This is a genomic window from Aeromonas sp. DNRA1, from assembly GCF_963888745.1.
GTDB classification, from domain to species: domain Bacteria; phylum Pseudomonadota; class Gammaproteobacteria; order Enterobacterales; family Aeromonadaceae; genus Aeromonas; species Aeromonas hydrophila.
Window position 1 is genome coordinate 434,732 of sequence record NZ_CAWPKQ010000002.1, and the last position, 20,970, is coordinate 455,701.

A 20,970-nucleotide genomic window follows, 5' to 3' on the forward strand; every position below is an offset into this window, starting at 1 on the left:
CGATCCATCCCATGAGGTGGACCGCACAGGAGTGCATGTGAGCATCGAACAACATTACTCAAACCTGACCCCCGATGGGGGAGTGGCGGGGCGCAATGAGCGAGCCCGCGCCGACGCCTTGCGCCACACGGTCAAGACCGACAACCTGATCCCGGCTACTGTCTCCTACCAGAGCCAGGGCCGCTTGTTGCTGGTCGGCCCGGAAGATCGCATTCGCCGCGCCGCCAGCCTGCTGCCCCAAGGCGTGATGCCGACCCTGCTGGTCACCGAATCCGTCCACAATGCCGAGGCAGCAGATCTCGAAGCCATCTTCGACGCCACCGCATCCCTCAACGCCCTGACCCTGCGCGAGCCGAGCCTCAAGGGGTATCTCGGTCAGTACCAGCTAACCGGCCTGAGCGGGCAGGGGGAGCGGGTTGACCTGGCGGGGCTTTGTTTTCCACAACAGGGTTTCCCGCAGCAGGCTGCGGCAGCTGTCAGTGAACTGCCGGGGGAGCCTCGTTTCGATCTGGTGGCCGATCTGGGCCGTATTTCGCTGTTTGCGCTGGAGCGCCCGCCGATCGGCTATCTGCATCTGGTTGATGACGAAGGGCTGGCCGCACGGCTCGCCGAGCTGTGCGCCCTGACCGGCATCTTCGACAAGCCGCGTTATTTTCGCCTCGATGCCGAGGCCTGTGCCTTTACCGCTCGCGGCGTGCCAGGTTGCAGCCGCTGCCTCGATGTCTGCCCGACCGATGCGCTCAAGCCCGTCAACGGTCGCATCCAGATAGATCCGCACCTCTGCCAGGGCTTTGGCAGTTGCGCCTCCGCCTGTCCGACCGGGGCGATTGCCTATCACCAGCCCGATGCCAGCACCAGCGGCGACTACCTGCTGCGCCTGCTCAAACGCTATCGGGAGGCGGGCGGCGCCCACCCTGTGCTGCTGATCGCCGGGGAGAGCGAGCGGGCACGACTTGAGGCCAGCCTGCCTGCCCTGCCAACCCACTGGTTGCCGGTCTGGGTGGAAGAGAGCGCGAGTCTGGGGGTTGAGAGCTGGTTGGCGGCGCTCGCCTATGGTGCCAGCGCGGTGCGCATAGTGCTTGGCGAGGACGCCCCCGCCAGCGTGCGGGCCCTGCTGGAGCGGGAGCTGGCCAGCGCCGCCGTACTGCTGGCGGGGGCCGGTTTATCGGCGGACCGGGTGGCGATCCACTCCCTGAGCGCCATGGAGCGTGCCAGTGAACACCCTGGCACTGCGTTGTTCGACAAACCGCTCAAAGGGGAGAAGCGGGAGACCCTGTTTGCCGCCTTCGATGCCCTCTGGCAGGCCAACGGGGGCAGCCACGAGCCGCTGGCGGTGCCCCATGGCGCCCCTTACGGCGCAGTGGTGCTCAAGGAATCGGACTGCACCCTCTGCATGGGCTGCGTGGCGGTCTGCCCGACCCGCGCCCTGCATGCGGTGGGCCACACGCCCGGCCTCAACTTTATCGAGCAGGACTGCATCCAGTGCGGCATGTGCGAAAAAGCCTGCCCCGAGCAGGCCATTGTCCTTGCACCCCGCCTGCAACCTGTGCCCGAGGTGCGCCGCGCCGTGCAGAGCCTGAAAGCCGAGGAGGCCGCCTGCTGCATACGCTGCGGCAAGCCGTTTGCGCCAGCTTCCCTCATTCGTCGCATCCAGCAAAAGCTGGCCGGTCACTCCCACTTCCAGAATGAAGCCGCCCAGCGGTTGCTGATGTGTGAGGATTGCCGGGTCAAGGATGTGTTTACGGCGCTGGCGGCGGATCCTGCCGCCCAGCTCAAGATATGAGGGGCCTGTGATGAGTGAACAACCGAATAGCCATACCGCACTGAATGCAGGCGAACTGACCATGACAGATCTGGAACAGAGCAGCGCCGACATGTATGCCCTGCTGGCGAGCCTGTGGCGCGCCGCTCCCCGAGGCGAGCAACTCGCCTGGCTGCAAGGCTTGCAGGCCATGCCGGGCCCCTTTGCCAGAGGGCTGGGGCTGGTGCAACTGGCCGCCAGCAGCCACCGCGAAAGCGAACTCGCCGAGGAGTATCAGGATCTCTTTATCGGCCTGGGGCGCGGCGAAATAGTGCCGTTTGCCTCCTGGTATCTCACCGGCTCTCTGATGGAGCTGCCGCTGGCGGTGCTGCGCGCAGACCTCCAGTCTCTGGGTTTCGAGCGCCAGAGCGGGGTGTGCGAACCCGAGGATCACCTGGCCGCCCTGTGCGAGGTGATGGCGGTATTGATTGCCGAGCAGCACCCCGAGCGCAACCGCTTCTATGAACGCCATCTGGCCCCCTGGGTGCTCGCCTGCTGCCGCGATCAGCAACAGGCGAAGGGGGGCAGCTTCTACCGGGCGGTTGGGGCGCTTGCCGAAGACTTTTTCAAACTGGAGCAGGATCTGCGCCTGCCCTTTGGTACCCCTGTGGTGACGCTGCCATGACGCGGCACCCACTCACTCATAGCGAAGCCGGCACAGTGCGGCTGGCCATAACAAAAACAGAGGTCACAGAAAGATGAGCGATGAAAAGCTGAAAGACCCGTCCCGACGCAATCTGATCAAGGGGGTGGGCGTGGTCGCCACCATAGGCGCGCTGGCCGGTGCCACCGGCCGGGTGGTGAGCAAAGAGGCACTGACCCACGATACCAAGCCTGATCAGGGCTATCGGGAGACCCCCCATGTTCACGACTTTTATCGCACCCTGCGCGGCACCGACTGAGCCGGCTCAGTGAAGGAGAGCTTATGAAACTGACAAAACGAGCCGAGCCGGTCAACGCGAGCGAGCAAGGCAATGCGGCCGCTCGCGGCCAGGGGCTGACCCGCCGCGCCTTTATGGTCAACTCAAGTCTGGTGGCCGGCGGCGCCGTGGCCGCCGGTTGGCTGGCCCCCGCCATGATGCAGCGGGCAGAGGCCAAAACCGTGGCGGCCGACGTGCCGGTCGAGGTGAAGCGCACCATCTGCTCCCACTGCTCTGTGGGTTGCGGCGTCTATGCCGAGGTGCAAAACGGCGTCTGGACCGGTCAGGAGCCGGCGTTTGATCACCCCTTCAACCTCGGCGGTCACTGCGCCAAGGGGGCGGCCCTGCGTGAGCACGGCCACGGCGAGCGTCGCCTCAAGTACCCGATGAAGCTGGTGGGCGGCAAGTGGCAGCGTCTGAGCTGGGAGCAGGCCATCGAAGAGGTGGGCAACGAGGTGCTGCGCCTTCGCAAGGAGTCCGGCCCCGACAGCGTCTACTGGCTCGGCTCCGCCAAGCACTCCAACGAGCAGGCCTACCTGTTTCGCAAGATGGCGTCCCTGTGGGGCACCAACAACGTGGATCACCAGGCACGGATCTGCCACTCCACCACGGTCGCCGGGGTAGCCAACACCTGGGGCTATGGCGCCATGACCAACAGCCTGAACGACATGCACAACAGCAAGTCGATCATGTTTATCGGCTCCAACCCGGCGGAGGCCCACCCGGTCGCCATGCAGCACATACTGCTGGCGAAAGAGCGCAACGGCTGCAAGATTCTGGTGGTCGACCCGCGCCGCACCCGCACCGCCGCCAAGGCGGACATGTACCTCTCCCTGCGCCCTGGCACAGACGTCGCCTTTATCTGGGGCATGCTCTGGCACATCTTCAAGAACGGCTGGGAAGACAAGGAGTTCATCCGCACCCGGGTCTACGGCATGGACGAGGTGCAAAAAGAGGTGGCGCGCTGGACTCCGGCCGAAGTGGAGCGGGTGACCGGCCTCAACGAACAGCAGGTCCATGGCGCCGCCAAGCTGCTGGCCGACAACCGCCCCGGCTGCGTGGTCTGGTGCATGGGCGGTACTCAGCACACCACGGGCAACAACAACACCCGCGCCTACTGCATCCTCGAACTGGCCCTCGGCAACGTGGGCAAGAGCGGGGCGGGCACCAACATCTTCCGCGGTCACGACAACGTGCAGGGTGCCACCGACTTTGGCGTCACCTCCGACTCGCTGCCCGGCTACTACGGGCTGGAAGAGGGCTCCTGGAAACACTGGGCCCGGGTGTGGGATGTGGATTACGAGTGGATCAAGGCACGTTTTGACAACAAGGCCTACAACGGCAAGTTGCCGATGCAGAACAACGGCATTCCGGTCTCCCGCTGGGTGGACGGTGTGCTGGAGAACGCCGATCTCATCGAGCAGGGCTCCAACATCCGCGCCATGTTCTACTGGGGCCATGCGGTCAACTCCCAGACCCGCGGCCCCGAGATGAAGAAGGCGATGCAAAAGCTCGACATCATGGTGATTGTCGACCCGTATCCCACAGTCGCCGCCGTCATGAACGATCGCACCGACGGCGTCTACCTGCTGCCGGCCACTACCCAGTTCGAGACCTATGGTTCCGTCACCGCCACCAACCGCTCCATGCAGTGGCGTGACAAGGTGGTCGAGCCCCTGTTCGAATCCAAGGTGGATCACGAGATCATGTATCTGCTGAGCAAGAAGCTCGGCTTCGCCGATGAGCTGTTCAAGCACATCAAGGTGGAGAACAACGAGCCACTGCTGGAAGACATCACCCGCGAGTACAACCGCGGCATGTGGAGCGTGGGCTACACAGGCCAGAGCCCGGAGCGGCTCAAGGCGCACCAGCAGAACTGGCACACCTTCCACAAGACCAACCTCAAGGCCGAGGGCGGCCCGGTCAGTGGCGAAGTGTACGGTCTGCCCTGGCCCTGCTGGGGCACCCCGGAGATGAAGCACCCCGGCAGCCACATCCTCTACGACACCAGCATTCCGGTCTCGGAAGGGGGCGGCGGTTTCCGCGCCCGTTTCGGTATCGAGTATCAGGGCGTCTCGCTGCTGGCCGAAGACTCCTGGCCGAAGGGGAGCGAGGTAGAGGATGGCTATCCCGAGATCACCGCCGATCTGCTGAAGCAGCTTGGCTGGTGGGACGAGCTGACCGAAGCCGAGAAGAAAGAGGCCGAGGGCAAGAACTGGAAGACCGACCTCTCCGGCGGCATCCAGCGGGTCGCCATCAAGCACGGCTTCGTCCCCTACGGCAACGCCAAGGCGCGCTGCGTGGTGTGGACCTTCCCGGATCAGGTGCCCAAGCACCGCGAGCCGCTCTACACCCCGCGCCGGGATCTGCTGGCCGACTACGCCACCTGGCCTGATTCGAAGAGCCTGTGGCGCCTGCCGACCCAGTACGCCTCGGTGCAGGAGAAGGATGTCAGCAAGGAGTTCCCGATCATCCTCACCTCGGGCCGTCTGGTGGAGTACGAGGGGGGCGGTGACGAGACCCGCTCCAACCCTTGGCTGGCTGAATTGCAGCAGGAGATGTTCGTCGAGATGAACCCGGCGGATGCCAACGACGTCGGCGTGCGCGATGGTCAGGATGTGTGGGTGGAGGGGCCGGAAGGGGGCCGGGTCAAGGTGAAGGCGCTGGTGACCCCGCGGGTCAAGCCGGGGCTCGCTTTTATGCCGTTCCACTTCGGCGGCCACTTCGAGGGCAAGGATCTGCGATCCAAATATCCGGAAGGGTCAGACCCTTATGTGCTGGGGGAGTCGGTCAACATAGTCACCACCTATGGCTATGACCCGGTCACCCAGATGCAGGAGACCAAGGTCACCCTGTGCCGTTTTCGCCAAGTAGGAGCCTGATCTCATGGCCAGAATGAAATTCATGTGTGACACCAAGCGCTGCATCGAGTGCAACGGCTGTGTGACGGCGTGCAAGAACGAGAACGACGATGCCCTCGAGTGGGGCATCCAGCGCCGCCGGGTGGTGACCCTCAACGACGGCCTGCCGGGGGAGACCTCCATCTCGGTCGCCTGCATGCACTGCACCGACGCTCCCTGCATGGCGGTCTGCCCCGCCGACTGCTTCTATCACACCGACGACGGCATCGTGCTGCACAACAAGGATCTCTGCATCGGTTGCGGCTACTGCCTGTTTGCCTGTCCGTTCGGGGCACCCCAGTTCCCGAAGACCGCCGCCTTCGGCGATCGCGGCAAGATGGACAAGTGCACCTTCTGCGCCGGTGGCCCGGAAGAGGATCACAGCGAGGCGGAGCGCCAGAAGTACGGAGCCAACCGCATCGCCGAGGGCAAGCTGCCCATGTGTGCCGAGCTCTGCTCCACCAAGGCTCTGCTGGCGGGGGATGCGCAGGTCATCTCCGACATCTTCCGCGAGCGGGTTGCCTATCGCGGCGCCAAGGAAGCGGGCTGGGGCAGTGGTGAAGAGCTGTTTTACGACGCCAGCAAGGCGGGCAAGGGAGGGGCGGCATGAAAACCTGGCTAATGGCCCTGTTTGCCGCCCTGCTGCTGGTGAGTACCACAAGTTTCGCCGACGCAGAAAAAGAGGCGGTCGGCTTTGCCGGCGCCGACTACTGGCGGGCGGTGAAGGACGGGCAGGAGGGGGTGACCACCTCCCGCTCGCCGGAGCACGGGGTGCTCATCTCGGTGCCGGGCCAGCTCTGGTTCGAGGTGAAGACCAAGTGGGTGTCGCCGCTCGGTGCCATCGCCATCTTCGGCTCCTTGGCCATGTGCGGCCTGATGTACTGGGCGGTGGGGCCGACCAAGCTCTCCAAACCGCGCACCGGGCGCAAGCTCAAGCGCTGGAGCCGGCTCGATCGGGCGCTGCACTGGAGCACGGCGGGCATGTTCCTGACCCTCTCCGGGTCTGGGCTGGCCATCATCTACGGCAAGCACTTCATCAAGCCGGTGGTGAGCATCGGGGTGTGGGAGAACTGGATCTGGTTCGCCAAGGTGTTCCACAACTACGTGGGGCCGCTCTTCTTCCTCTGCCTGATGGGAGTGCTCATCAAGTGGTTCCGCCACAACATCGTCAACATGGTGGATGTGCAGTGGTTCATGAAGGCGGGCGGCATGCTGGGGCCCCACAAGGGGAGTCACCCTTCGGCAGGCTTCTCCAACGGCGGCGAGAAGGCGATTTTCTGGCTGCTGATCTGGTTTGGCGGCATCGTGGTGGCGACCGGGCTGTTCCTCGATTTCCCCATCTTCGGCCAGCTGCGCCGTCAGATGGAGTGGGCCAGCTTTATCCATATCGTCGGCGCCTTGATCCTTATCTGCGGCTTTATCTTCCATATCTACATGGGCCTGTTCCAGCTGGAAGGGGCGCTGGAGGGGATGGTGACCGGTGAGGTGGACGAGACCTGGGCCAAGGAGCACCACGACCTCTGGTATGAAGAGGTGAAGCACACTCTCGATGAGCCGAAGGCAGGCAAGTCAGGCTGAGGCTGATCGCGACATCAGGATGAAAGAGAAGGGGCGCTGCGGCGCCCCTTTGTTGTGTCTGCCGCTCAGAGCGGTGGCTGCAGCGGCAGCCGGATGCGGTAGCAGAGCCCCTCGCCGGGCGGGCTGGTGACGGCGAGCTGACCGTGCAGATTGTTCTCCACCAGGTTGTGGATGCGACAAGCGCTCAGCCCGCAGTGGCGGGCGTCACCGCGCAGGGTGGTGAAGAAGGGCTCGAACAGGTGGGCCAGCTGCTCGGCCGCCATGCCGGGGCCGTTGTCCCGATAGATCAGCAGCAGCTCGCTGCCGGCGCGTTCCACCTGCAGGGTGAGGCGATGCTCCCCCGGCCCCTTGAAGGCGTGCTCCATGCTGTTCTTGATGAGCTCCTGCACCAGGTCGAGAAACAGCGACTCGGGGGCGGTCAGGGTGACCTCTTCGCCGCCAAGATCGGCGTTGACCCGGGCGATGAGAAACTCGGGGGTGAAGGCCTGCAGCAGCTTGCGCAGGCTCTTCTGTACGGCGAAGGGGGTGGCGGGCAGCTCGGTCTGATCCCGGGTCAGCTCCTTGAAGCGGGTCACCAGCAGGGCGACCCGGCGCAGGCTGGACTCCACCAGTTCAGTGCCCTCCTTGATGTCGGTGAGCTGCTGCTGGAGCAGGCGCTGCCCCAGCATGCCGCTTTGCACTGCGCTGGCCAGCAGATCGCCGGCGCCCTGAATGAGGCTGGAGGCGGTGATGCCGATACCGATGGGGGTGTTGATCTCGTGGGCGATGCCTGCGGTGAGCTGAAACAGGCTCTGGTAGAGCTGCACCTTGGCCTGCTGGCGCCCCAGCTCCTTGAGGCGCAGCTGGTTTTGCACCCGGGCCAGCACCTCGAGCTGGTGGAACGGCTTGGAGACATAGTCGCAGCCGCCGGCCTGAAAGGCCTGCTCGAGCGCCCCGATCCCGCTGTTGGCGCTGATGAAGAGCACCGGCAGGCACCACTGGCCCGGCAGCTGCTTGATGCGGCGGCACGCCTCGTAACCGTCCATCACCGGCATGTTGATGTCCATCAGCACCAGATCGGGGGGGAACTCGGTGGCGGCATCCACTGCCTGCAGGCCGTCGGTGGCCTCCCGTACCCGGTAACCCGCCTCTTCCAGCAAACTGCGCAAGATATAGCGGTTGGATGCCATGTCATCGACGATCAGGATTTCACTCATCTGTGTGTTCTCTCCTGCCCCCCGGGAACCTCTCCCTGCCGGTGGCCTGCTGTTGAGCATAGTTGGCCGCTCTCTGCGGCGCGTGGCCGGTATGAGGCCATCACCCGCCTTGGTGCGGACTTTGGCCGCAGGGTATGCCCAAGCTCACAAAACTAAACAGGCAAACGTCATATGATTGATTTCATTATGAGTCTTGCTCTCCTGCCGAACGGCAATTTCACGTAAATCAAAGAGAATGACTATGGCTACCGGACAATATCTGCTGTGGAAAGATGCACAGGGACAAGATTTTCGCCCCGTTGCACTGACTGGCACCGATCTGCTCAACGATCGCAATCTCAACAAGGGCACCGCCTTTACCGAACAGGAGCGCGCCGACTTCGAGCTCGACGGCCTGTTGCCTCCCAAAGTGCAAACCTTCGAAGCCCAGCTGGATCGGGTTTATCAGGGCTTTCTGAGCGCCTGCAGCGACATCGAGAAGTATCAGAACCTGCGGGCATTGCAGGATCGCAACGAGACCCTGTTCTACGCCCTGCTGGCGCGCCACGTGGAGGAGATGACCCCCATCATCTACACCCCGACCGTGGGCAAGGCGTGTCAGGAGTTCAGCCACCGCTACCAGAAGGCGCGCGGCCTCTACATCACCCCGAAGAATGTCGATGACATGGGCTCCCTGGCCCGTCAGCTGGATGCCAAATCGGTGCGCATCATCGTCGTGACCGACAGCCAGGGGATCCTGGGGATCGGTGACCAGGGGGTGGGCGGCATGGGCATACCCATCGGCAAGCTCTCCCTCTATACCCTGGCCGCCGGCATTCACCCCGCCTGCTGCCTGCCCATCGCGCTGGATGTCGGCACCGACAATCAGGCGCTGCTGGATGATCCCATGTACCTGGGTCAGCCCCACAAGCGCATTCGCGGCAAGGAGTACGACGACTTCATCGACAAGTTCGTGGCCGGGGTCAAGCGCCATTTCCCGAACGCCGTGCTGCAGTGGGAGGACTTCAGCAAGTCCAACGCCTTCAACAACCTCTCCCGCTATCAGCAGTCGCTGCCGTCCTTCAACGACGACATCCAGGGTACCGGGGCCGTGGTGCTGGCGGGCATCATAGGGGCGGTCAAGGTCAAGGGCGAGACCCTGGGCCAGCAGAACTACCTGGTCTATGGCGCCGGAGCCGGCGGGGTCGGGGTGGCGGATCAGATCTGCGCGGGCATGATCCGCGAAGGGCTGGATCCGCAGGCGGCCCGCGATCGCATCTACATCCTGGATACCCAGGGGCTGGTGTGTGACAACCGCGAGGGGCTCGACGAGTACAAGCGTCGCTACGCCAAGCCGGGCCTGCTGCTGGCCGGCTGGGACACCGAGGTGCCCGGCAAGGCCAACCTGACCGACGTGCTGCGTCACGTGCCGATCACTGTGCTGCTGGGCACCAGCGGCTCGGGCGGCGCCTTCAAGGAGGAGCATGTGCAGCTGATGCAAAAACACTGCGCGCGCCCCATGGTGTTCCCGCTCTCCAACCCGACCGCCAACTGCGAGGCGCTGCCGGAGGATATCTATCGCTGGAGCCAGGGCAAGGCCATCGTCGCCACCGGCAGCCCGTTCAAGGATGTGCACTACGAAGGGCAGGAGTTCCGGGTCGGCCAGGGCAACAATGTCTTCATCTTCCCGGGGGTGGGTCTGGCGGCCATCGTCAGCCAGATCCGCGAGATCACGCCAGACATCTTCACCACCGCCGCCTTTGCGCTGGCGGAGTGCGTGAGCGAGGTGGACCTCGCGAAAGGGGCCGTCTATCCACGCATTCGCGAGCTGCGCAACATCTCGGTGCACGTGGCGACGGCGGTGCTCAAAGACATAGTGCGGCGTGATCCTTCCCACCCGCTGATCGGCCAGGACCTGCAGCAGCACATCCTCAACCACATGTGGGAGCCGGTCTACCTGCCCTATCGCCGGGTATGATGGCAGCAAGCTTGCACTTGCAACAAAAGGGGGTGGCCATGGCCACCCCCTTTTGTTGTCTGAGCTGTCAGCTGCGCAGCGGCAGCCAGTGCCCCGCCTTGCTGCGGCAGGCGGTGTCCTGCCACTGCTGACTGGCCTGGCCTATGTAGAGCTGCTCGCGGTAGTCGCGGCACCAGAGGCCGTTGGGGTGGCGGAAGGTGCGCAGTGGCGTGACGCTGCCCGAGTGGCGGGTGGCGGAGTTGAACCAGGTGAGGCTCTGGCCCTTGGGGCGGGTTTGCAGCGCCTCGGCCAGCGCCTGATTGGCCAGCACCACGTCCTGCTTGTCCATCTGGTGATAGAGCGGGGCGGTTGGCTGGGTGGCACAGCCGGACAGCGACAGCGCCAGGCAGATCAGCAGATAACGGCTCATGGTTGCACCTTGCTGTTGAATCCTTGCTGGATCAGCGCTTGCTCCTGCGCATCGGTCAGGGTCTGACCGCGATCGTCGACCGTGCCGTCGCCCCGGATCTTGTTGCCGTTGGCATCGACAGTGTCTACCCCGTTGTCGTCGACTGTGCCGTCACCCCGGATCTCGTTGCCATTGGCATCGACGGCGTCTATCCCGTTGTCATCGGCCGTGCCGTCACCCCGGATCTCGTTGCCGCTGGCATCCACGGCATCGACCCCGTTGTCATCGAGGCCGTTGCCCAGGCCACGCCCGCCACCGTGACGATCTCCGCCGGCGTGGCGGTCTCCTCCGCCATGCTGCTCACCACCGGCATGCCGATCGCCGCCTGCATGTTCCCCACCGCCGTGGTCGTCACCGCCATGGCTGCTGTCGCTGCCTCCACCGCTGCTGCTACCGCCATTGTTGTCACTGCCTCCACCGCTGCTGCTACCGCCATTGTTGTCACTGCCTCCACCGCTGCTGCCGCCGCCATCGCTGTCGCTGCCTCCACCGCTGCTGCCACCGCCGTCGCTGTCATTGCCTCCACTACTGCCGCCGCCATCGCTGTCGCTGCCTCCACCGCTGCTGCCGCCGCCATCACTGTCACTGCCCCCACCGCTGCTGCCGCCGCCATCGCTGTCGCTGCCTCCACCGCTGCTGCCACCGCCATCGCTGCCTCCACCTCCACTACTGCTACCGCCTCCACTACTGCTACCGCCTCCGCCGCTGCTTCCTCCTCCACCGTTTCCATTGCCGCCGCCACTGCCATCGCCATCCTTGTTGTGAACGATCAGCCCATTGGCGACATAGCTGTGGCTGCCATCGAGGATCAGGTTGAACAGTGCCGTGGTGGGCGGGGCGTCAAGCCAGCAGAGGGACTCCACCAGCAGCTCTATGGGGTGGGGGGCCAGCGCCAGGTTGCCTGCGCTGTCGTGCTCCGACCAACCCAGCAGATGCATGCCGGTAAAGAGCGGCAGCACGGCGAGGGTCGGGTTTTCGGTACGAGTCATGGCCGGGGCGATGGCCGCCCAGCCGCGGGTGGTCAGAAAGGGGTGTTCGGCGGTGAAGAAGGGGGCCAGCCGGTTGAGCCCGTACAGCCGGCGCTCTCCCAGCAGCACCCGTTCGATCGCCAGGATCTGGTTGCTGCGGCCATATTGATCCCGTACCCGTTCACCGATCCGCAGGGTCTCGATGGGGCGCTCCTCCCCATCGGCCATCAGGATGGGGGTACCGGCCACGAAACAGGACTTGGCATAGGCCTGATTCAGCTGCCATTGATGATGGCTGAAGTCATAGCTGAATGGGGTGGCAAACAGGGCCAGGGCGATGGCCGAGCCCACCAGCAGTCGGCGCTGGCTGGGTTTGAAAGCAGGCAGTGGCATGTGGGACTCCTTGTCCGGCTGGATTCACGTCATCAAGTATAGAGGGGGCCGGTGGCGGGGCAGGGGCAACACCTGACAACAAAACCGCGTGGAAAAACGATTGGCGTCGGCGATAAAAGTGCGTAAAATCGCTTCCTCGATGCTTGTAGCAACGAATCCCGCCTAAAAAGCTAGTTTCACGCCCTCCCCAAGCAGTAAGAGGCAACAAATGACGCCAAATGGCTCATTCAATGCCTTGAAAAAGTCTTGTGATAACTGAAAAGTGTCAAATATCCCTGTCAGTTATCAAAAAATTAAGGACATCCATGTTTTCCTTAGTCAAGCAAAGTGTCGCCGGGCTGCAAATCCTGTTTGTCGCCTTCGGTGCCATGGTTCTGGTGCCCCTGCTCACCGGACTGAACCCCTCCATGGCCCTGCTTGGCGCCGGTGTGGGCACCCTGCTGTTCCAGCTCTGCACCCGCCGCCAGGTCCCGATTTTCCTCGGTTCCAGCTTTGCCTTCATCGCCCCCATCATTTACGCCACCCAGACCTGGGGCCTGCCCTCCACCATGTTCGGTCTGTTTGCTGCCGGTTTCATGTACTTCATCCTGGCCGCGCTTATTCGCGTGCGTGGGATGGGCTTCGTGCACAAGCTGCTGCCGCCGGTGGTGATTGGTCCGGTGATCATGGTGATCGGCCTGTCGGTCGCCCAGGTGGCCTGCAACATGGCGATGGGCCGGGCCGGTGGTGAGCAGGTCGTGCCAGCCTCGGTTGCGTTGACCCTGGCCGGCATCTCGCTGGCGGTCACCCTGATTGCGGCGGTGTTCTGCAAGGGCTGGATCAAGCTCATCCCCATCCTCTCCGGCGTCATCGCGGGTTACGTAGCCGCCGTGCTGATGGGTCAGGTGAGCTTCGATGGCATGGTGAACGCCCCCTGGTTGGCGCTGCCCCACTTCGTGACCCCCGAGATCAACTGGGCAGCGGCGCTGTTCATGCTGCCGGTAGCCATCGCCCCCTGTATCGAACACATCGGCGGCGTGCTGGCCATCGGTGGCGTGACGGGCAAGGATTACACCAAGAACCCGGGTCTGCACCGTACACTGGCCGGTGACGGCATTGGCGTCTGCTTCGCCGGCTTCATCGGTGGTCCCCCAGTCACCACCTATGCCGAAGTGACCGGCGCCGTGATGATCACTCGCAACTTCAACCCGGTCACCATGACCTGGGCCGCGGTGTTCGCCATCATTCTGGCCTTCTTCGGCAAGTTCAACGCCCTGCTCACCTCCATCCCGATGCCGGTGATGGGCGGTATCATGCTGCTGCTGTTCGGATCCATCGCCGCCATCGGTCTCAAGACCCTGGTGGAGTCCAAGGTGGATCTGGGGTTGTCGCGCAACATCGCCATCGTGGCCGTGACCCTGACAGTGGGTGTCGGTGCGCTGGAGATGAAGATCGGTGACTTCGCCCTGGCGGGCGTGGGTCTGGCCTCGGTGGCCGCCATCCTGCTCAACCTCATCCTGCCCCAGCACTCCGAAGAGGGTGCCATGGAGAGCGCCAAGGATTAAGCCCTGGCTTGTTGTGCGTTGAGATGATGAAAGAGAGGCCACCCCAGGGTGGCCTCTCTGTTTTGTCGGTGCGCCGGGCTCGGGGATAAGTGCTGAGGGCTCAGGGCGTCAGCGTCAATACCCGCACCCACATGGCCCCTTCGCCCACCGGCTGGCGAGCCTGCAGGGTGAGGGCGCCGCTGGCTGGATCGATGCGGTGCAGCGCCAGCTGGTGGGAGGCTTGCCCTGCCGCCAGCAGCCAGCGGCCTTGCCCGTCGATGGCAAAGCCGCGCGGCATGGCTTCGGTGGAGAAGTGGCCGACCACGCCGAGCTCGCCATCCGGCGCAATGGCGAACTGGGTCAGCAGGCTGCTGGCCCGCTCGCTGCTGTAGAGAAAGCGCCCATCCGGCGTCACATGCAGATCCGCGCCCCAGTACTCCCCCTGATAACCGGCGGGCAGCATCTCCAGGCTCTGGCACAGTGTGATTTCGCCATTGGCGGTCTGCCGGTAGCGGTTGATAGTGCAGTCGAGCTCGTTCAGGCAATAGAGGTCGCCATTGTTTGGGTGCAGCGCCAGATGGCGCGGGCCGGCGCCGCTGGCGGTCTGCAGATCCCCCAGCGGATGGGGGCGCAGCCGACCCTCCCGGCAGAGCACAAAGCGGCGGATACGGTCCTCCTTGAGGCAGGCGACCAACACCTCCTGCTCGCCCCGGTCGTCGGTGGCCAGCAGGGTGACCGAGTGGGCGGCCTGCAAGCCGTCGAGCTGCTGGTGGGGCGGCGCTGCCCGACCGGTGCTGCCGATGGCGGAGACGGTGACATGATTGAAGGCATAGGAGGCCGCCAGCAGGAAGCGGCCGTCGGCCGAGATGGCGGTGTGGGAGGCGCTGCCCGCCAGCGGCGCCGAGCCCGGCTCGCTGAGCCGGCCATCCACGCCAATCCGGTAGCTGATGAGCGCAAAATCGGGCCGCACGGCGGCATGAAGCCAGTGCCCGTCCGGGCTGATCACCAGCGGCTGGACCTGGCCCGGGGTGTCGACCACCTGCAATGGAGCGAGCTCCCCGCTCTCGGCCAGGGCGAACACGTGGATCTGCTGGCTGGCGGGGCTCGCCACATAAACGACCTGCTGCATCTGCTCTCTACTCCTTGTCATGGGCAACGGCGGTCATCTTATCCTCTTTCGGACCTGCTCTGGGCTACTCTTTTGCCCGCCCCGGGCAGACCACCTGACGGGCCTTGAGGTGGTAGAGCTCCACCTGCGGGTGGCTGAAGAATCCCACTTCCCACGGGTTCTTCTGCACGAAGGCGGCACGGATGGGCTCGAACAGCGGATGATCCTGCGGGATCTGGTAGGCATCGGCGGCGATGATGGTGTAGTTCCACTCGATGGCGCGGGTGTAGGTGAATACCGCCCGCGAGTCGATGGCGAAGTGGCAGCGACCGTCGCGCTTGAGCAACTGCGACTTGAAGGTCTCGGGGAAGGTGATGAAGAAGATGTCGTCCTCATCGGAGGAGAGAAACGCCAGCACTGTGGTGTGCGGCTGGGACTGGGCCCGGGTCACCAGCACCCCGATCTTGTTCTCCACTTCGCGCAGGTCAGGCACCGGCAGGCCGGTGAGCGGGGTGACCGGCAGCTCGCGGGTAGGGCGTTCATCGGCCGGATGTTGATAGTCCGGCTGGGCGAAGCCATAGACTACCCGGTTGCCGTACCAGAGCTCGAACTGCAGCGGGGTGACCTGCACCTTGTCCGGGGCGGTGCGTGTTATTACCCCCTTGTAAGAGACGCGGTAGACACTCAAGGAGGCGTCGTACTCGTCGACCCCGGTGCGGTTGTCCAGATGCAGGGTGATTTTCTCCCCCACCGCCAGCTGGTGCCCCTTGGGGAAGCTCAGCAGCAGCTCGTCACTGGGCTGGATCTCGACCCCGCAGATGTAGACGCCGGTCTCCTTGCTGGCGGGGTCGACATAGGTGGCAGCCACCCCGAGCAGGGGAGAGCCGAGAAAAGAGAGCAGAGAGGGTTGAGAACTCATTGGCGCACCTTGGCAAATGTGGGGGTTGGCCCCTCAGTGTATCGCGGCCGACCCGAATTGGCAGACCCCTCACTGGGGGAGGTAAGCGCTTCAGGCTAGCGGCAAACGGTGGCCCATTCTGGCCGGCGTTTCACAAAACCAGTGTGGACTGTTGGCCGCCGACCATAAAAAAGGCCCCTTGCGGGGCCTTCGAGTGGCATGGCGTGCTGCCTTAGACAGGCTGGGCACCCGGCAGGGCGGGAGGCTGGGCGGAGTCGGACTCCACCTTCTGTTCTTCGCCCTTCATGTTCTTGATGTAGACATCCATCTGGTTGAACGCGATCTCGATGCCGTTGGCCTTGAACAAGGCGTCGATCTTGCGGTTCAGCTCGTCCACCGCCGGGTTGCGATCGCCGAGCTCGCTCACGAAGAAGCGCAGCTCGTGATCCAGGGTGCTGGGGCCGAAGGTGAGGAAGTAGACGATGGGGGCCGGGTCTTTCAAGACGCGGCTGTTGTCGTCCGCCGCCTGTTTCAGCAGGGTGCGGGTCAGCTCCAGATCCGAACCGTAGGCTACCCCCACCCGCACGATGACCCGGGTGACGGTGTCGCTCAGCGACCAGTTGATCAGCCGCTCGGTCATCAGCACCTTGTTGGGGATGATCACCTCCTTGCGGTCGAAGTCGGTGATGGTGGTGGCGCGGATGCGGATCTTGGAGACGGTGCCGGAGAAGGTACCGATGGTGACGGTGTCACCGATCCGCACCGGACGTTCGAACAGGATGATGATGCCGGAGACGAAGTTACCGACCACCTCCTGCAGACCGAAACCGATACCGACCGTCAGACCAGCTGCGAGCCACTGCAGCTTGTCCCACTGCATGCCCATCAGGGAGAGGGCGGTGAGGGTTCCGACCCCGATCAGCACGTAGTTGAGCATGGTGGTGATGGCGTAGGCCGTGCCCTGGGCCAGACGCAGCTTGGAGAGCACCAGCACCTCCAGCAGACCCGGCAGGTTGCGGGCCAGCGACCAGGCCGCCCCCAGCATGAAGATGGCGGTCAGCACATCGCTCAGGCTGACGGGGTAGAGCACCGCATTGGCACCGGAGCCCACGCTCTTGTGCCACAGCACCATGCTGTCGAGGTAGGAGAAGACCGCCACCAGATCGGACCAGAGCCAGTAGAAGGCGACGCCGAACACCAGCAGCAGCACGGTGCGGGTCAGGCGCAGGGACTGCTGGCTGACGTCCTCCAGATCCATGGGCTGCTCTTCGATGGATTCACCCCCTTCCGCATCTTCCGAGGACTTGTGCTCGCGCTTGGCCACCGCACGGCGATAAGCCAGACGGCGGGCCGCCAGCTCCAGCCCGCGCAGGGCGGTGCGGTAGACCAGGCTCCAGATGATGATGAGGTAGAAGGATTCGATCAGCCGGCCGGTCAGCTTGAGGGCGGTGTAGTAGTAGCCCAGTCCCACCAGCACCATCAGCGCCACCGGTGCCAGTGCCAGGGCAATGGCGGTGATGGACTGCTGCATGCTCGCCTCGCCCTTGATGCGGGCGCGGGAGATGGGGAACACCAGATAGGCGGCCAGCCCCAGCAGGGCCAGGGTCAGCGCCTGACCCACCACGTCGTTGCCCAGCGACGAGGGTTCTACCACCGCCTTGGTCGACAGCATGATGAGCGGCAGCAAGGGCACCCACAGGTAGCGCATGCTGGTGCGCTTGGCCTGCAGCTCGGCTCTGGCAATGCGGAAATGGGTCTCGGCAATGCCGCCCGGCCGCATCACCGCCAGATAGACGCTGAACACCAGGTAACCGAGCGCCAGATTGAGGGTGATCTGGAAAATCAGCTTGGAGCTGAGCAGACCGCAGTCGGTCAGCAGCAGACCGGCAGCCAGGATGAACAGGCTGCCCGGCAGGCGTTGCAGCACGGTATAGCAGAGGGCAACCGGGGTGTGCCACTGGCTGTCCTGGCGAAAACGTCCCAGGTCCTTGGTGATCTTCTTCTGCCGCTCCACCAGCGCCGAGCGCTTCCAGATCAGCAGGCCACCAATCAGCAGCAGCGGCATGGCCAGCAGTGTGATCGGCAGCAAGGTTTCACCCCAGCCGCTCCAGTCCGGTTTCAGCACCCAGTCGGAGGCCTGCTTGTAGGCCTGGGCCGGCCAGTTGATGAACCATTTGCCATCGATGGGCTTGTTGCTGCTTACCCAGAAGATGTGCTGCTGCAGGGTAAACTCGATGGAGGAGTAGATCCGCGCCAGCTGCTGCTGGGTCAGCTGCAGGCTGATGGCGTTGGTCAGCTGGGCATCCAGCTGGCGGTTGAGCTGGTCGAGCAGGCTGATGCGGGTGTCGAGCAGCTTGGAGAGGCTGGCTCTGTCCTCCTGGCTCACCGGTTCGCTGCTGCTCGCGATCAGGTTGTCCAGATACTGGGTCTTCTGGAACAGCTGGTCGCGCTGCTGGCTCAGCTCGAACTGGGCCAGGTGCAGGTCGGCGATCTGCTCTTCCAGGTTCTTCACCAGTGTGGAGGGTGACGACTCCAGCTGCTGATAGAGCTGGTAGAGAATGCGTGACAGCAGCAGGTTGCCCTTGAGCATCTGCACCTGTTCGTTGAGGTTGCGCTCGGTCTGGGTGCCGCGCTCCAGCCAGCTCTTGGCCTGCAGGTTCTTCTGCACCAGCGAGTTGAGGTTGGTGGTGGCGCTGACCAGCTGCTGGCTGAGCTGATGGTTGAGCTCCTGCTCTTTTTGTACCAGCGGATTGTCATCCGCGGCGACCAGCTCGCCGGTCTGCTCGGCGGTCTTTTCGGTGTCACCGAGGCGCTTGGCACTGCTCTGCTCTTGCAGCAGCTGCAGCTTTTGCTCCTCGTTGGTGAGGCGGGCGCTCTGGTAGTCGCGCTGCTTGACCGCCAGATCCTGCATGCTGGTGCGGTTGTCCAGCTGCTGTTGCAGGTTGGCCAGTTGCAGCTCCTGCAAGGCCAGCTCGGCACCCAGCTTCATCTTCTCGGCACCGCTCACCCCGTCACCGGCATTGAGACGGGTACGGATCTCCTGGCTGCGCTGATAGGCGCGGCTCATCAGGGCCTGGGCCCGCTCCGGCAGGGTTTGCAGGCTGGTGATCTGGCTGCCGATGGTGCCGAGGGCTTCCTGGGCGTCCTGCATGTTGGCCATGACGTCGGGCTGGCGACTCTCCAGCTCGCTCAGGCTCATGCTGGCGTATTCACTCTTGATCTGCTCGGCACTCTTGTTCTGGGTCAGGGCATCGAGCTTGGCGCTGATGTCCCTGAGCTCGGCCGGCAGGGAGCGGATGCGCTCGCTCTGGCTCTTTGCCTTGCTCTTCTCCTTCTCGATGCTGTCGAGCAGGGTGAGGGTGTCGGTCAGGAATTTCTGGTCGGCCTGCTGGCTGACGGTGAGGGTATCAGACTTGCCAAGGGCATCGAGCGCCCGCTGCACGCTGGCACGTGAGGGCACATCCTGCGCCATGGCCTGCGGGGCGCAGAGGCTGACGAGTAAGCAGAGCAGCGGCAACAGGGTGGCCGAGGCTCTTTTGAAGCGTGTTGAGAGCATAAAACTTCCGGGTTATTACGCGATATTTGGGAGATTTCCCACTTGGATTAAATCCGCGTGGATTCTAACACCGGGCAGGAATGGGCAGCAGGGGGGCAGATAAAAAAAACGGCGCCCGCAGGCGCCGTTTTCAGCTTGTTCAGTTCCGATTAAAGAACGTGAACAGAAGCGGTGTTGGTGGTGCCGCTCGGTACCAGGGCACCGGAGACCATGACAACCACGTCACCCTTCAGACCCATGCCGCTAGCCAGCGCTGCTTCTTTACCGATGCGATAGAAATCGTCGGTGGAGGCGATGCTGTCAACCACGTGAGCAACCACACCCTTGGTCAGTACCAGCTGGGCAGCGGTCTTCTTGTTGGTGGTGATGGCCAGGATCCAGGCTTTCGGGAAGTACTTGCGGATGGCCTTGGCAGACTTGCCGCCTTCGGTGGCAACCACGATCAGCGGGGCGTCCAGCTTCTCGGAGGTCTCTACCGCGCCTTTACATACGGCTTCGGTGATGCGCAGCTTGTTGCTGTCGTTGGCAGCAGACAGGTTGGACGGCATCACGGCATCGGTACGCTCGCAGATGGTGGCCATGATGGTCACGGCTTCCAGCGGGTATTTGCCCTTGGCGGACTCACCGGACAGCATGACTGCATCGGTACCGTCCAGGATGGCGTTGGCCACGTCGCCGGCTTCGGCGCGGGTCGGACGCGGGTTCTTGATCATGGAGTCCAGCATCTGGGTGGCGGTGATGACCACTTTGCGGGCTTTGTTGCACTTCTCGATAATCATCTTCTGGGCGAAGATAACTTCTTCAACCGGGATCTCGACACCCATGTCGCCACGAGCAACCATGATGCCGTCGGAGACAGCCAGGATCTCGTCGAAGTTGTCCAGGCCTTCCTGGTTTTCGATCTTGGAGATGATCTGGATGTTCTCGCCACCGTGGGCTTTCAGGTGCTCACGGATTTCCAGCACGTCTTCTTTCTTGCGAATGAAGGAGGCGGCAACGAAATCAACGCCTTGCTCGCAACCGAAGATCAGGTCGCGCTTGTCTTTCTCGGCCAGGGCCGGCAGCTTGATGGAGACGCCCGGCAGGTTGATGCCCTTGTTCTCGCCCAGATCGCCGTTGTTCAGTACTTTACAGATGACTTCGCGCTCGGTGATCTCGATGACGTCCAGACCGATCAGGCCATCGTCAACCAGGATGCGGTTGCCGACGCGCAGGTCGTTGGCGAAACCGGCATAGGTCACGGCTACTTTGTCTTTGTTGCCAACCACGGTCTGGTCGGTGGTGAAAGTGAAGGTCTGGCCAGCGACCAGGGCAACGTCGTTGCCGCCTTCCAGCTTGATGGTACGGATTTCCGGACCCTTGGTGTCCAGCAGAATGGCTGCGTGCTTGCCGGTTTCGGCCATGACAGCGCGCAGGTTGCTGATGCGACCACCGTGCTCGGCGTAGTCGCCGTGGGAGAAGTTCAGGCGCATGACGTTCATGCCGGCGTCCAGCATCTTGGCCAGCATTTCTTTGGATTCGGTCTTGGGACCGATGGTGCAGACGATTTTGGTCTTTTTCATGTCAGTCTTCATGGTTAAGGAGTTTCCGCCGTGCAATATACACCAGTTTTTGGATACTTTTTATGATCCAGAAACAACGTTTTGACCAGATAACGTTTTCTTTTCAGGGATAACGTTTTCCTCCCGGCTACTTTTTAGGGCATAAATTAACTGGTCCGCGCA

The 20,970-nt window shown here is 63.4% G+C and carries 15 protein-coding genes; 8 read left to right on the forward strand and 7 right to left on the reverse strand.

Annotated elements, in window-relative coordinates; all coding sequences use genetic code 11:
• Positions 1-37 precede the first annotated feature (37 nt).
• From AACQ43_RS08050 to AACQ43_RS08075, 6 genes are all read left to right on the forward strand, one after another.
• Positions 38-1,783 (forward strand): 4Fe-4S binding protein, encoded by a 1,746-nt coding sequence (locus tag AACQ43_RS08050; RefSeq protein ID WP_445206788.1) that lies wholly within the window; start codon positions 38-40, stop codon positions 1,781-1,783.
• 10 nt (positions 1,784-1,793) lie between these two features.
• Positions 1,794-2,426: a TorD/DmsD family molecular chaperone gene (locus AACQ43_RS08055; protein ID WP_168966862.1), complete on the forward strand. Its 633-nt coding sequence runs from the start codon at positions 1,794-1,796 to the stop codon at positions 2,424-2,426.
• Between the two features lie 73 nt (positions 2,427-2,499).
• Positions 2,500-2,703 (forward strand): transcriptional initiation protein Tat, encoded by a 204-nt coding sequence (locus AACQ43_RS08060; protein ID WP_168966864.1) that lies wholly within the window; start codon positions 2,500-2,502, stop codon positions 2,701-2,703.
• Between the two features lie 23 nt (positions 2,704-2,726).
• A complete protein-coding gene (locus AACQ43_RS08065; protein WP_168966866.1) occupies positions 2,727-5,603 on the forward strand; it encodes a formate dehydrogenase subunit alpha in 2,877 nt (958 codons plus the stop codon).
• Positions 5,604-5,607: 4 nt separating this feature from the next.
• Entirely contained in the window at positions 5,608-6,231 is a 624-nt protein-coding gene (gene fdh3B, locus AACQ43_RS08070; RefSeq protein ID WP_011706855.1) for a formate dehydrogenase FDH3 subunit beta, read from the forward strand.
• A complete protein-coding gene (locus AACQ43_RS08075; protein WP_168966869.1) occupies positions 6,228-7,199 on the forward strand; it encodes a formate dehydrogenase subunit gamma in 972 nt (323 codons plus the stop codon). The genes fdh3B and AACQ43_RS08075 overlap by 4 nt, the downstream gene beginning before the upstream one ends.
• Positions 7,200-7,264: 65 nt before the next feature.
• Here AACQ43_RS08075 and AACQ43_RS08080 read toward each other — a convergent pair whose 3' ends face one another.
• Positions 7,265-8,395, reverse strand: a complete 1,131-nt coding sequence (locus AACQ43_RS08080; protein ID WP_168966872.1) for a hybrid sensor histidine kinase/response regulator — start codon at positions 8,393-8,395, stop codon at positions 7,265-7,267.
• 241 nt (positions 8,396-8,636) lie between these two features.
• On the opposite strand from AACQ43_RS08080, the gene AACQ43_RS08085 reads away from it, so the two are divergent.
• Positions 8,637-10,352, forward strand: coding sequence for an NAD-dependent malic enzyme (locus AACQ43_RS08085; protein WP_168966875.1), 1,716 nt, complete (start codon positions 8,637-8,639; stop codon positions 10,350-10,352).
• A 67-nt stretch (positions 10,353-10,419) separates the two neighbouring features.
• On the opposite strand, the gene AACQ43_RS08090 is transcribed toward AACQ43_RS08085, so the two are convergent.
• The gene (locus tag AACQ43_RS08090; RefSeq protein WP_168966876.1) at positions 10,420-10,761 is read right to left on the reverse strand and encodes an RT0821/Lpp0805 family surface protein; all 342 of its coding nucleotides are present in this window, start codon (positions 10,759-10,761) and stop codon (positions 10,420-10,422) included.
• Entirely contained in the window at positions 10,758-12,161 is a 1,404-nt protein-coding gene (locus AACQ43_RS08095; RefSeq protein ID WP_168966878.1) for a hypothetical protein, read from the reverse strand. The genes AACQ43_RS08090 and AACQ43_RS08095 overlap by 4 nt, the downstream gene beginning before the upstream one ends.
• A gap of 305 nt (positions 12,162-12,466) precedes the next feature.
• Between AACQ43_RS08095 and AACQ43_RS08100 the strand changes: the two genes are divergently transcribed.
• Positions 12,467-13,705: a uracil-xanthine permease family protein gene (locus tag AACQ43_RS08100; protein WP_016351527.1), complete on the forward strand. Its 1,239-nt coding sequence runs from the start codon at positions 12,467-12,469 to the stop codon at positions 13,703-13,705.
• A 100-nt stretch (positions 13,706-13,805) separates the two neighbouring features.
• On the opposite strand, the gene pgl is transcribed toward AACQ43_RS08100, so the two are convergent.
• The 4 genes from pgl to pykF all read right to left on the reverse strand — a co-directional run bounded on the left by pgl (position 13,806) and on the right by pykF (position 20,808).
• Positions 13,806-14,813, reverse strand: a complete 1,008-nt coding sequence (pgl, locus tag AACQ43_RS08105; protein ID WP_168966880.1) for a 6-phosphogluconolactonase — start codon at positions 14,811-14,813, stop codon at positions 13,806-13,808.
• 64 nt (positions 14,814-14,877) lie between these two features.
• Complete coding sequence (locus AACQ43_RS08110) at positions 14,878-15,711, reverse strand: hypothetical protein (RefSeq protein WP_168966882.1); 834 nt, start codon at positions 15,709-15,711, stop codon at positions 14,878-14,880.
• A gap of 211 nt (positions 15,712-15,922) precedes the next feature.
• Positions 15,923-19,246, reverse strand: coding sequence for a mechanosensitive channel MscK (gene mscK, locus AACQ43_RS08115; RefSeq protein ID WP_168966884.1), 3,324 nt, complete (start codon positions 19,244-19,246; stop codon positions 15,923-15,925).
• A gap of 149 nt (positions 19,247-19,395) precedes the next feature.
• Positions 19,396-20,808 (reverse strand): pyruvate kinase PykF, encoded by a 1,413-nt coding sequence (pykF, locus tag AACQ43_RS08120; protein WP_010633307.1) that lies wholly within the window; start codon positions 20,806-20,808, stop codon positions 19,396-19,398.
• Positions 20,809-20,970 lie beyond the last annotated feature (162 nt).

Bases quoted from the DNA above. Each gene is read 5' to 3' on its own strand.
- AACQ43_RS08055 (WP_168966862.1), top strand. From the start codon at position 1,794: ATGAGTGAACAACCGAATAGCCATACCGCACTGAATGCAGGCGAACTG.
- AACQ43_RS08060 (WP_168966864.1), top strand. From the start codon at position 2,500: ATGAGCGATGAAAAGCTGAAAGACCCGTCCCGACGCAATCTGATCAAG.
- AACQ43_RS08065 (WP_168966866.1), top strand. From the start codon at position 2,727: ATGAAACTGACAAAACGAGCCGAGCCGGTCAACGCGAGCGAGCAAGGC.
- fdh3B (WP_011706855.1), top strand. From the start codon at position 5,608: ATGGCCAGAATGAAATTCATGTGTGACACCAAGCGCTGCATCGAGTGC.
- AACQ43_RS08075 (WP_168966869.1), top strand. From the start codon at position 6,228: ATGAAAACCTGGCTAATGGCCCTGTTTGCCGCCCTGCTGCTGGTGAGT.
- AACQ43_RS08080 (WP_168966872.1), bottom strand. From the start codon at position 8,395: ATGAGTGAAATCCTGATCGTCGATGACATGGCATCCAACCGCTATATC.
- AACQ43_RS08085 (WP_168966875.1), top strand. From the start codon at position 8,637: ATGGCTACCGGACAATATCTGCTGTGGAAAGATGCACAGGGACAAGAT.
- AACQ43_RS08090 (WP_168966876.1), bottom strand. From the start codon at position 10,761: ATGAGCCGTTATCTGCTGATCTGCCTGGCGCTGTCGCTGTCCGGCTGT.
- AACQ43_RS08095 (WP_168966878.1), bottom strand. From the start codon at position 12,161: ATGCCACTGCCTGCTTTCAAACCCAGCCAGCGCCGACTGCTGGTGGGC.
- AACQ43_RS08100 (WP_016351527.1), top strand. From the start codon at position 12,467: ATGTTTTCCTTAGTCAAGCAAAGTGTCGCCGGGCTGCAAATCCTGTTT.
- pgl (WP_168966880.1), bottom strand. From the start codon at position 14,813: ATGCAGCAGGTCGTTTATGTGGCGAGCCCCGCCAGCCAGCAGATCCAC.
- AACQ43_RS08110 (WP_168966882.1), bottom strand. From the start codon at position 15,711: ATGAGTTCTCAACCCTCTCTGCTCTCTTTTCTCGGCTCTCCCCTGCTC.
- mscK (WP_168966884.1), bottom strand. From the start codon at position 19,246: ATGCTCTCAACACGCTTCAAAAGAGCCTCGGCCACCCTGTTGCCGCTG.
- pykF (WP_010633307.1), bottom strand. From the start codon at position 20,808: ATGAAAAAGACCAAAATCGTCTGCACCATCGGTCCCAAGACCGAATCC.